6 protein-coding genes are annotated in these 12,046 nt (G+C 49.0%); 3 read left to right on the top strand and 3 right to left on the bottom strand.

The window, feature by feature from the left end:
- Positions 1-18: 18 nt before the first annotated feature.
- Positions 19-342, bottom strand: a complete 324-nt coding sequence (locus IEW88_RS14420; RefSeq protein ID WP_053423005.1) for a nuclear transport factor 2 family protein — start codon at positions 340-342, stop codon at positions 19-21.
- 373 nt (positions 343-715) lie between these two features.
- On the opposite strand from IEW88_RS14420, the gene IEW88_RS14415 reads away from it, so the two are divergent.
- From IEW88_RS14415 to IEW88_RS14405, 3 genes are read left to right on the top strand one after another with little or no spacing between them, the layout of a single operon-like run.
- On the top strand, positions 716-1,933 hold the full coding sequence (locus IEW88_RS14415) for an MdtA/MuxA family multidrug efflux RND transporter periplasmic adaptor subunit (protein ID WP_147904552.1): 1,218 nt from the start codon (positions 716-718) through the stop codon (positions 1,931-1,933).
- Between the two features lie 3 nt (positions 1,934-1,936).
- Positions 1,937-5,026, top strand: coding sequence for a multidrug efflux RND transporter permease subunit (locus IEW88_RS14410; protein WP_147904612.1), 3,090 nt, complete (start codon positions 1,937-1,939; stop codon positions 5,024-5,026).
- On the top strand, positions 5,023-8,088 hold the full coding sequence (locus tag IEW88_RS14405) for an efflux RND transporter permease subunit (RefSeq protein ID WP_147904553.1): 3,066 nt from the start codon (positions 5,023-5,025) through the stop codon (positions 8,086-8,088). Before IEW88_RS14410 ends, IEW88_RS14405 begins: the two co-directional genes overlap by 4 nt.
- 86 nt (positions 8,089-8,174) lie before the next feature.
- On the opposite strand, the gene IEW88_RS14400 is transcribed toward IEW88_RS14405, so the two are convergent.
- Together IEW88_RS14400 and IEW88_RS14395 are read right to left on the bottom strand one after the other, a co-directional pair.
- Positions 8,175-9,395, bottom strand: coding sequence for a sugar MFS transporter (locus IEW88_RS14400; protein WP_229670513.1), 1,221 nt, complete (start codon positions 9,393-9,395; stop codon positions 8,175-8,177).
- 25 nt (positions 9,396-9,420) lie between these two features.
- Positions 9,421-11,967 carry a glycoside hydrolase family 3 protein gene (locus IEW88_RS14395; RefSeq protein ID WP_147904555.1) on the bottom strand — a complete coding sequence of 849 codons (2,547 nt, stop codon included), beginning with the start codon at positions 11,965-11,967 and terminating at the stop codon, positions 9,421-9,423.
- Positions 11,968-12,046 lie beyond the last annotated feature (79 nt).

The raw sequence follows: 12,046 nt of genomic DNA, 5'->3' as shown, positions 1-12,046 counted from the left end.
CTCTTGGTATTGGCGCAATTAACGGATCATCAGCCGACTGATTTTGCCATCCTGCAAGGCAAATACATAGTTCAGTTGAATGGGGCTACCCTGAAACTGGCCAGATACATTCGCCTTAACCCAAACTTCACCATAGTTGCGTTCTGCAGTCAGTACCTGAATCATGGGTTGATACTTTTGTTGAGTTTGCTGCAGCCAGCGCTGAATTGACTCTAGCCCGGTTAATTGCTCGCCCTCATCAAAGACGGAGGCGTCCGGGTCAAAACATTCAGCGGCCAATGTATTATTTCGCTCGTTAGTCGCTGAAAAATAACGATCAATTGCAGTATCTAACACAGTCATGATGCGCTCCTTTTACTTGACCCTGTCAGAGTAGCAGTCCAGACTGACAACCTTATGTCAGTAGTGTTCACTTTCATTGAACACAAATCTGATAGCCACCACAGAGTTAGGCTTAGCTTTACTGAGTTCAGATGTCAGTAGCTACTGACTGAACGCTCCACTTGTGCTCATCAGCGCATTCCATTGATCCTTTGTGCTGTATAAACAGTATGTAATTGCACATAAAGCTATTGGTCGCTGTAAAAAGACATCTGACCGAATGTCATGTCATCTTTACTCAATCTTGACACTCGCTTCATTGCAGGGCTTTCGCGGCTGAATTAGAGTAAGCCCGTTTTTACTGAACTTAATTTTTGTTACAGGGATTTATCTTATGTCTTTGCTGAAAAAGCCTGTTGTTTTAGCTGTTAGTCTGGCTGTTGCTGCTGCCGCTCTGTATTGGTTTTGGCCAAGTGCTGAACCTGCTGGGGCAGGACAAGCTGCTGCAGGCAAACCTGGCCCGGGACAACGACCAGCGGGGCAAAGACCAGGAGGAGCACGTCCTGCTATGGCCAATAATCCCTGGGCTATGCCAGTTCCTGTGCGGGTGATTGAAGCGGGTTCCACCGATTTAAAAGTGCAGATTAAAGCCATAGGTACAGTAACGCCATTGAACACTGTTCTGGTGCAAAGTCGGGTTTCCGGTCCTTTACAGCAAGTATTCTTCGAAGAAGGTCAGAAAGTTGAAGCTGGTCAGTTGTTAGCTCAGATTGATCCGGCCGATTACAAAGTAGAGTTGGCTCAGGCGCAGGGTCAGAAAGAACAAAATATAGCGCTGCTGAAAAGTGCGGAACAGGACCTGGAGCGTTTTGCCAAACTCAAAGAGCAAAATACGATAGCAGCACAGCAAATGAACGCGCAGCAAGCTCTAGTCAGTCAGCTCAAAGGTGCTATTAAGTCGAATCAGGCTGCTATTGATGCCGCTGCTTTGCAGTTGTCTTATACCCAAATTAAAGCTCCTATCAGTGGCCGTTTAGGTTTGCGAGCTGTCGACCCAGGCAATTTAATTCAGGCCAATAGTGCCGAAGGTCTGGTCACTATTACTCAAAGCTCACCTATAGCTGTAGTTTTTACTATTCCTGAAACTCAGTTGCAGCAAGTGCGCAGTGCCTTTCGTGCAGGCTCTGCCTTATCGGTGGAGGCTTGGGACAGAGCTGAACAAATGCAGCTGACCAGCGGTACCTTAACCACCTTAGATAACCAGATTGATATAGCCACAGGCACTTTGAAGCTCAAAGCTGAATTTGCTAATCAGAACGAAGAGTTATTCCCGAATCAGTTTGTCAATGTGCGCTTGAATGTGGCAGTACAAAGTGGCGCTGTCACTATTCCACAGGATGCCGTGCAATACGGTGCCCAAGGGACTTATGTTTATATGATCGATGACAACAACAAAGCGCAAATCCGTTTGTTGAAGTTAGGTGCTGTCGATAACGGCTTAGTGGCGGTGGAAGAAGGCTTAAAAGCCGGGGATAAAGTGGTACTGGAAGGCTTAGACCGTTTAAGACCAGACCGCGAAGTTGAGGTGATCCAGGACGCGCCTAAGGGGTAAATGATGAACCTGTCCAAGCCTTTTATTTTACGCCCTGTTGCCACTTCGTTATTAATGTTGGCGATTTTAATCGCTGGCCTTTTAAGCTGGCGTTTGCTGCCTGTGGCTGCCTTGCCTCAGGTGGATTACCCTATCATTCAGGTGTTTAGCTTTAACCCTGGTGCGAGCCCAGACATTATGGCGCGCACTGTCACAGCGCCTTTAGAGCGGCGTTTAGGCCAGATACCAGGTCTGAAACAAATGTCGTCCAATAGCTCGGCCGGTGCTTCGGTTATTACGTTGCAGTTTGCCTTAGTGGTGGATATGGGTGTGGCCGAGCAGGAGGTTCAAGCCGCTATTAATACAGCCTCCTCCTTGTTACCAAGCGACTTACCTACGCCTCCGGTCTATCGCAAAGTAAACCCGGCCGATGCACCTATTCTGACTTTAGCTGTCAGCTCCGACACGCTGCCTTTGCCTGCTGTTTACGATTTAGTGGATACCCGTATGGCACAGAAGCTGGCTCAGCTGACTGGTGTGGGTATGGTCAGCCTGGCCGGTGGTCAGCGCCCTGCCATTCGCGTCAAAGCTAATCCGGCTGCTCTGGCCAGCCTGGATTTAAGTGTCGAAAGTCTGCGAAGTGCTATCAGCGCAGCCAATACCAATCAGCCCAAAGGCAGTTTTGATGGTGCCTTTCGCTCCACTATGCTGGAAGCCAATGACCAAATTCGCAGTATCGACGAATACGAAGAGTTAATTATTGCCTACCGTGAAGGCGCACCTGTGCGCTTAAAAGACGTGGCAAAAATTGAAAATGGTGCTGAAGACAGGTTCCTCGCTGCATGGGCTAACCAAAAAGCTGCTGTGCTGGTCAATATTCAGCGCCAGCCCGGTGCCAATGTGATTGATGTGGCCGACAGAGTACAGGAATTATTACCGCAACTAACGGCCACTATGCCTGCTGCTGTGAAAGTAGAAGTCTTAACGGACCGGACTCACAGTATTCGTGCTTCAGTGCGGGATGTACAAAAAGAGCTGGTATTCGCCATAGTGCTGGTGGTGTTAGTGACGTTTGCCTTCCTGCGCACTATTCCGGCCACTATTATCCCTAGTCTGGCCGTGCCTTTATCTTTGATTGGTACTTTTGCTGTGATGGTGTTGCTGGATTTCTCCGTCAATAACCTGACCTTAATGGCCTTGACCATAGCCACAGGTTTTGTGGTGGATGACGCTATCGTTATGCTGGAAAACGTCGCAAGGCACCGTGAGGAAGGGGCTTCGCCAATGGAAGCTGCACTGAAAGGTGCCAAAGAAATTGGTTTTACGCTGATCTCCCTGACCTTTTCGCTGATCGCCGTGCTTATTCCTCTGCTTTTTATGGCGGATGTAGTAGGGCGTTTATTCTTTGAGTTTGCCGTGACTTTGGCTGTGGCAATACTGATTTCTCTGGTGGTATCTTTAACGCTCACCCCTATGCTGTGCGCGCGTTTATTAACCACGCTGCCAGAGCATCATGATCAAAATGGCTTGATGGACCGCATTATTGCCTCTTATGGCCGTGGTTTACAGTGGGTATTACGTCACCAAACTTTAGCCATGTTCAGTATGTTGGCGACAGTGGCTTTAACTGCGCTGTTGTATCTGGCGGTGCCGAAAGGCTTTTTCCCGGTGCAGGACAGTGGCGTTATACAGGTGGTGACTGAAGCGCCACAGGATATTTCTTTTCAGGCGATGGCATCGCGCCAGCAGGAACTGGCGGAAAATATTTTGCAGCATCCATCCGTCAGCAGTTTATCGTCTTTTATCGGTGTTGATGGCAGCAATACCAGCATTAATAGTGGCCGAATTCAGATCAACCTGAAACAACATGGCGAACGTGATTTGTCGGCTGTGGAAGTCATTCGCGAGCTGGAACAGCAAGTGCAGGCCGTACCTGGCATTAAAGGCTGGTTCCAGCCGGTGCAGGAACTGAGTATTGAAGACCGTGTGAGTCGCACTCAATACCAGTTCAGCTTAACCACACCGGATCAGGATGTATTGAACCAGTGGTTGCCCGTTTTAGTGGAAGCCTTGCAACAACGACCTGAATTGTCCGAAGTGGCACATGACCTGCAGCAACAGGGCTTGCAGGCCTATATCGATATTGACCGCACTGCCGCAGCACGTTTAGGTATTAATGTGTCGCAAATCAGTACTGTGCTGCAAAGTGCTTATAGCCAGCGCCAGATCACCACCTTATTTACTCAGGCTAATCAGTACCGGGTGATTCTGGAGGTAGACCCGGATCAGATCAATGGTGTGGATGCGCTGAATAAGCTTTATATCAGCACCAGCTCAGGTACGCCTGTGCCGCTGTCTGCTGTGGCGAAAGTGACACAACGACCTGCCAAGTTATTGATTAACCATCAGGGCCAGTTCCCTTCTGTCACTTTGTCTTTTAACCTGGCTGAAGGTTATTCGCTGGGTGAGGCTGTAGCAGCCATCGAAGAAGTACAGCAGCAATTGCAATTACCAGCTGAAATGGAACTGACCTTTCAGGGTGCTGCTGAAGCGTTCAGAGCCTCTTTGAGCAATACGCTCTGGCTGGTGCTGGCGGCGGTGATCACCATGTATATAGTGCTGGGTATTTTGTATGAAAGCTTAATTCATCCGGTCACCATATTGTCGACTTTACCTTCAGCTACTGTCGGTGCTTTATTGGCGCTGTTAATTGCGGGTCAGCCTTTGGATTTGATCGCTGTCATCGGCATAGTGTTGCTGATAGGTTTAGTGAAGAAAAACGGCATTATGATGGTCGACTTTGCACTGGAAGCGCAGCGCCATCAGGGCTTATCGCCGACTGAAGCTATTTATCAGGCGGCGTTAATGCGGTTCCGGCCTATTTTAATGACGACTTTAGCAGCGCTGTTTGGTGCTATTCCATTGTTACTGGCCAGCGGCTCAGGTGCTGAATTGCGCCAGCCTTTAGGTTTGGTGATGGTGGGTGGTTTATTGGTTAGTCAGGTGCTGACACTGTTTACCACGCCAGTGGTGTATCTGTGGTTTGACCGTTATTTTAGTAGCAAAGAAGGTCGTCAAGAACACTTACCTGAAGCTGAGGCAAAAGCGCTATGAATTTAGCTAAACCCTTTATTCAGCGCCCCGTCGCCAGTGGTTTAATTGCCACCGCGATTTTGTTGCTGGGCATGTTGTGCTGGCGTTTATTGCCTGTGTCGCCTTTGCCTGCGGTCGATTTCCCAATGATAGTGGTCACCGCCAGTTTACCTGGTGCCAGCCCTGAAAGTATGGCGGCCACTGTGGCCACGCCGCTGGAGCGGGCTTTGGGCAGCATCGCCGGCATTAACCGCATCAGTTCCAGCAGCAATCAGGGTTCTGCACAAATACGGCTGGAATTTGATTTAGACCGTAATGTCGACGAAGCAGCCCGTGAAGTACAGGCCGCTATTAATGCGGCCCGCAGTCAGTTGCCATCCGGTATGCCGGGCAATCCAAGTTACCGCAAATTTAACCCGTCACAGGCTCCTGTCATGGCGCTGGCGTTGAGCTCAGAGCACTTGGCCTCCAGTGCTCTATATGATGCGGCCTCTACTGTATTGGCGCAAAAACTGGCTGCTATTACTGGCGTAGGTCAGGTTGAAGTGACAGGGGCTTCTTTGCCTGCGGTGCGGGTGCAATTAAACCCTGGTATGTTGACACAATACGGTGTGGCTTTGGATGAGGTGCGCAGTGCGATCAGCGGCGCTAACGCCGCCGTACCTCTGGGTGTATTGGAGAGCAGCGATCAGCGCTGGCAGTTGGCGACCAGCCAGACGTTGCGGCAGGCGTCGGACTATCAGAATTTAGTGGTGAAATACGTCAATGGCGCGCCTATCCGCTTGTCGGATGTGGCATTAGTCACTGACTCAACAGAAAACCGCTACAGCGCAGGTTTTCATAACGATAAAAATGCGGTGATTTTACTGATCAGTCGCCGCACCGGCGCCAATATAGTGGAAACCATAGACGCTATTTACCAGCAAATGCCGCTACTGCAAGCTTTGGTACCAGCTGGCGCGGATTTAGCTGTAGTGATGGACCGCAGCCCGGTGATCCGCGCGACCTTAACTGAAGCGCAAATCAGTTTATTGATTGCTGTGGCTTTGGTGGTGCTGGTTGTCTGGGCTTTTTTAGGCAGCCTGCGCAGTGCCTTGATCCCAAGTCTGGCCATTCCTGTGTCTTTGGTTGGCTCTTTTACTGTGATGTATCTCTGTGATTTTTCGTTGAATAATTTGTCGGTGATGGCGCTGATTGTCGCCACAGGTTTAGTGGTGGATGACGCTATTGTCGTAGTCGAAAATATAAAACGTCATATAGAACGGGGATTAACGCCTTTGCAAGCAGCGCGACAAGGCGCGTCTGAAGTTGGTTTTACTTTGCTGGCGATGAACCTGGCGTTAGTGGTGATTTTCCTGTCAATTTTGTTTATGGGCGGCTTGGTCGAGCGTTTATTCCGGGAGTTTTCCATCACGCTGGCTGCTGCTATGACTATCAGTCTGCTGATTTCGCTGACCTTAACGCCAAGTCTGTCTGCCCTGCTGTTGAAAAGCAAAAAGCCTGGCGAGACAAAGATCGGCGGCTTTGAGAAGTTTCAGCAGAAATATCACCAGAGCGTGAGCTGGAGCTTAAGTCATTACCGCTGGTTGCTGGCCGCTTTAGTCTTGTTATTCGCTGCTAATGCCTGGTTATACACCAAAGTGCCTACAGGTTTACTGCCGGATCAGGATACTGGCCAGCTGAATGGTTTTGTGCGTGGTGATGATGGGTTTTCCTTTCAAATCATGCAGCCAAAAATTGAAGCCTTCCGTCAGCATTTATTAAAAGACCCGGCCATCGCTGATGTGACGGGGTCCAGCGGTGGCGATATGGGCATAAGTAACAGCTGGATGCGGGTACGGTTAAAACCTCTGGCGGAGCGCAAAATATCAGCTCAGCAAGTGGTCGATCGTATTCGCGCTACAGCCCCGAAAGTTCCGGGTGGCATGGTGTTCTTGAATGTCGATCAGGATATCCGCTTGTCATCGCCCTTTGGCCGCAGTGATTATGAGCTGTTGATGCTCTCCGGTGATTTGCAGTTGTTGCGCAAATGGAGCAAACAAGTCGCGGAAAAAATGCAGGAACTACCGGAGCTGGTGGATGTGGATACGCCAAGCGGCGAAGATGCACAACAAGTTTCATTGACGATAGACCGTGAAGCTGCACAGCGTTTAGGTGTGGATATGCGCACTATTGCTACTTTGCTGAATAACTCTTTCTCCCAGCGGCAGGTGGCGACTTTATATGATGAGATGAACCAATACCGTGTGGTGATGGAACTGACACCAGGTTATACCGCTCAGCCTGAAGTATTAAAGCAACTGCAGCTGGTGACGGCCGACGGTAACAGAGTGCCTTTATCCAGTATTGCCAGTTATCAGTACAGTCTGGCCAATGACCGTATCCGCCGCGATGGTCAGTTTGCCTCTGTCGGTATAGGGTATGGCCTGGCACCTGGTGTTACTTTGCAGCAAGCCTCCGCTGCCATTGACCAGGTATTGGCGCGGGCCATGGTGCCCAGTGGCATTTACACCATCAATGGGGAAGATCAACGTAATGCCATGTTTAAAACCGGCGATCAGTTGTGGTTGATTATTGGCGTGATCTTTACTGTGTACCTGCTGCTTGGGGTGTTGTATGAAAGCACTATTCAGCCGATCACTATCTTATCGACTTTACCTTGCGCTGGTTTGGGCGCTTTGCTGGCGCTCTATGTCAGCAATACCGACTTTAACCTGATTGCTTTGTTGGGGCTGTTTTTGCTGATTGGTATAGTGATGAAAAACGCCATTTTACTGGTCGATTTTGCCTTACATGCCGAACGGGATCTGGGTTTATCACCCCAAGAGGCGGTCGCTTTGGCGGCAGCACAACGTTTGCGACCTATCTTAATGACCAACTTTGCGGCTTTGTTAGGCGCTGTGCCCTTGCTATTTGGTATGGGCGAAGGTTCAGAACTACGCCAGCCTTTAGGTATCACTATAGTGGGCGGTTTGCTGGTTAGTCAGCTGCTGACCTTGTACAGCACTCCAGCTGTATATCTGGCGTTAAGTAAATTTCGGCGGAACACAGCACAACAAGGTGTTTTGAATACAGTGAAGTGACAGAAAAAAGGCTGAGGTTTGACTCAGCCTGAAGCATAAAATGGGCAAGGCCAACCGGGAATACGCGCCTTGCCCCGGCTTGCGCCTTAACCTGTCACCTTGCGACTGCGTAAACCGAAGTAGCAGATGTAGATGTAACAAAAGATCGGCAGAATAAAAGACAAAGCCAGACCAAAAGTATCTGCCAGCTTGCCTTGAGCTAAAGGTACTAAAGCTCCGCCTACTATAGCCAGACACAATAAACCTGCCCCCTGACTGGTGTATTTACCTAAACCATGTAAAGCCAGACTAAAAATAGTTGGGAACATAATGGAGTTAGCGATACCGACGAGTAGTAGCGCAAATAAAGCCAGTTGTCCTTGACCTGTAATTACCAGTACCAGCAATAACATGGCTGCAGCAGCGTGAATGGCCAGCAATAAACCAGCATTCATGCGCTGCATCAACAAAGCACCAACAAAACGGCCGACCATGGCGCCACCCCAATACCAGGCGACATAGTGTGCCGCGTCAGCTTCTGCCAGTCCTGTAATTTCAGGCAAGGCAATAAAGTTGACCATCACTGAACCTATAGCAACTTCAGCGCCCACGTACATAAAAATACCTAAAGCACCCAGCCACAAATGGGTAAAAGGCAGCAGCGTTTTAATGGATATTTTTTCCGCAGCAGTCGCATTTTCGACCACAGGCAAATTCAAGCGGGAAAAAATTAAAGCGACGACAAACAAGGCGACAGTCAGTATCAGATACGGCAGTTGCACAGCGTCTGCGCCTTCAGTGCTATCGAGTTGACTCAAGATTAAAGCAGCGCCAATCAATGGAGCCACAGTAGTGCCTAAAGAGTTAAAAGCTTGCGTCATGGTCAGACGGCTGGAAGCCGTTTTTGGATTGCCAAGCACTGTGACATAAGGGTTAGCCGCGACCTGCAAAATGGTGATACCGGAGGCCAGCACAAACAATGCCGCTAAAAACCAGGGATAACTGTGAAAGCTGGCGGCCGGAATAAAGTTTAAAGTGCCAAAGCCTGCAATAGCTAAGCCTATCACTATGCCTTTTTGATAGCCCAGTCTGTTAATCAGAGCTCCAGCAGGTAATGACACTACAAAATAAGCGCCAAAAAAGCAGAATTGGATCAACATGGCCTGGGTGTACGTCAGGTCAAACACAGCTTTTAAATGTGGAATTAAAATGTCATTCAGACAAGTAATAAAACCCCAGATAAAAAATAGAAACGTCAGAGTAGGTAAAGCCCAACTGCTGACAGGGGTGCCGGAGCTCTGTATTTCGGCCTGTGAAATGGATTGCATAATAATCAGTTCCTGTTTAAGTAGATTAAGTTGCAGGGCAACTTAAATCGGCCGTTGCTGTGGCTGGCGTCAGGCGAATGTTAGAAATACTCAGCTGATAAGCGGCCTCGCTATGCAACACAAAAGGTTGCTGCAGATGATTCAGCGCTGCGCCTTTGGCGGCAAAACACCCTAAATCAATCACCACTTTATGCCATTGACCAGCGGCTTTACTGCCGATAAGTTCAGCTAAATTCAAAGTACCCCCACAACCTGAGCCACAAGACTGGGCTAAAGTGACTGCTGCTGTGGGTGCTGCATTCCATTTCATATCGACCACCAACTGACCATAACCACTGGCATCCAGCGGCGCAGCTGCTTGCAGTACCAGTTTGGCTTTCGAATTGGCAGCCCAGTCCAAGAGTAAAGCGTCTTCCTGTTTTTGCCAGTTCACAGCGGCTAAGTTCAGGCTTTGGTCGGCACTTTTAGCTTTGTTACCTGTGACAGTAACCACAGCTGTTTCATCCTGCAAAATCAGGCTGTAGCCAGAAGCTGGACGGCGTTCAAATAAACTTAAGCTGTCATTACTAACACTCTGAGCACTGTTGATTTGCTCGGACAAGTCATTGGCAATGGTGGTGTTATCCTGATAAGTCAGGCCATAACCCAAAGCAAAGAGTGGCTCGTAATTGCTCTCACCCTGATTGAGCGGGGTTTGATCTGCCGTTTTTGGCCAGGAGAAAGGCAGTTTGCCTTTAAAGTCATAGTGCACTTCACCAGCTGCAGTTTTAAATAATACCTCTGCCACGGCTTGACCCGCGGAACCAGGCAACCAGGCGGCGACAAAAGCGTCAGACTGATTCAGTTCAGGATTGACCCATAAAGGCCGACCCGTTAAAAACACAGTCACTACCGGAATACCATCGGCTTTAAGTTTTTTCAGTAATTCCAGATCGGTGTTTTTACCCGCCTGATAATCCAGTGTTTTGATATCGCCATCAAATTCGGCGTATGGGTTTTCACCTATGACAACAATAGCGACGTCAGGTTTTTGCTGGTAAGAGCCATCAGCACTGAGCTCGACAGTGCCTTGCGCCGCTTCGACTTGCTGTTGTATGCCTGAGTAAATAGAACGGCCATTCGGGAAGTCTGCGTTGACATTACCTGTGCCTTGCCAGGTTAAAGTCCAGCCACCACTTTGTTTGCCGATATTGTCTGCACCATCGCCTGTCACCAGTACTTTTTGTTTTGGAGCTAAGGGCAGTAATTGGTTATTGTTTTTCAGTAGAACCAAAGATTCACGCACAGCTTGGGCTGCAATGGCCTGATGATCAGCATGACCAATCAGTTCTGCTTTGCCCGCCAGTTCAGACTGAGCTGGATTACCTTTTTCAAATAAACCAGCGCGGATTTTGACTCTTAAAATACGACTGACGGCATCATCTAAACGCGCTGCTGAGATTTCACCTGCTTTGGCCTGAGCCAGAGTGTTGGTATAGAGCGCTTTACCATCTTCCGGTGCCATTAAAATATCAACACCAGCGTTAATAGCCGCGGCACAGCTAGTGTTGGTACAGCCAGGCAACTGACCATGGCCGTTCCAGTCGCCGACCACTAAACCATCAAAACCCAGGCGTTCTTTTAAAACAGTGGTGAGCAGGTAATGATTGCCATGCATTTTGTCGCCATGCCAGCTGTTAAAAGACGCCATCACAGTTTGCACACCTGCATTGAGGCTAGTGATATAACCCTGAGCATGCAGACGGACTAAATCGGCTTCGTTGCTGAGCGTATTGCCCTGATCTTTACCATTTTCAGTGCCACCATCACCCAAATAATGTTTGGCTGTAGCAATTAAACGGCCGCTTTGCATAAAGTCAGAACCAGGATTGCCCTGAATACCTTTGACTAAAGCAGCGCCCAACTCTTTAACGATGGCCGGGTCTTCAGAATAACTTTCGTAGCTGCGACCCCAGCGATCATCGCGGGCGACCGCTACTGTGGGCGCAAATATCCAATTAATACCTGTCGCAGCCACTTCAGTGGCGGTGGCTTTACCTATTGCTTCGACTAACTCTGCATTGTTGGCTGCACCCAAACCTATATTGTGCGGAAATATAGTCGCGCCAATGACATTATTGTGGCCATGCACCGCATCCGTGCCCCAAATAGGAGGGATACTGCTGCCATCTTTCGTTGCATCCACACCAGCGTCGTAATAAGCCTGAGCTAAAGCAACCCAGTCTGCTGCTGTAGAGTTTTTATTATCATTTGGATAGGCGCCGCCACCATTTAGATAAGAACCAAAACCATACTGGCGCATATCTTCTACTGTCATCCAGCGGATATCTGGTTGGATCAACTGAGCTACTTTTTGCTCAATCGTCATAGCAGACAGCAGTTGCTGCACCCTTTGTTCTGTGTCGTTGTTGATTAAAGGGCTTTTTAATTCAGGCCACAGACTCAGACTGTCAGGTGCAACTGCTTTCACCTCTGCCGCTTTCTCTGTGGTCGTATTTTGTGGGCCGCAGCCAGACAAGGTTGTGATAAGGGCAGCACTGCACAATAACGCCAATCGAGTGTATCGAAACATAATGAGTATCCTGTTGAGCTCTGTCTGCCTTTGTGTCCGCTTTCGTCTGAAAGTCGGGTCTTTTCACTGTATCAGCAGA

Origin of the sequence: Rheinheimera tangshanensis (assembly GCF_014645135.1) — a bacterium.
Classification (GTDB): Bacteria; Pseudomonadota; Gammaproteobacteria; order Enterobacterales; family Alteromonadaceae; genus Pararheinheimera; species Pararheinheimera tangshanensis.
This window is presented reverse-complemented; position numbering and strand designations above follow the sequence as displayed.

What these genes read in the sequence shown, in the direction of transcription:
- IEW88_RS14420 (WP_053423005.1), bottom strand. Translation starts at nt 342, where the DNA reads ATGACTGTGTTAGATACTGCAATTGATCGTTATTTTTCAGCGACTAAC.
- IEW88_RS14395 (WP_147904555.1), bottom strand. Translation starts at nt 11,967, where the DNA reads ATGTTTCGATACACTCGATTGGCGTTATTGTGCAGTGCTGCCCTTATC.
- IEW88_RS14405 (WP_147904553.1), top strand. Translation starts at nt 5,023, where the DNA reads ATGAATTTAGCTAAACCCTTTATTCAGCGCCCCGTCGCCAGTGGTTTA.
- IEW88_RS14410 (WP_147904612.1), top strand. Translation starts at nt 1,937, where the DNA reads ATGAACCTGTCCAAGCCTTTTATTTTACGCCCTGTTGCCACTTCGTTA.
- IEW88_RS14415 (WP_147904552.1), top strand. Translation starts at nt 716, where the DNA reads ATGTCTTTGCTGAAAAAGCCTGTTGTTTTAGCTGTTAGTCTGGCTGTT.
- IEW88_RS14400 (WP_229670513.1), bottom strand. Translation starts at nt 9,395, where the DNA reads ATGCAATCCATTTCACAGGCCGAAATACAGAGCTCCGGCACCCCTGTC.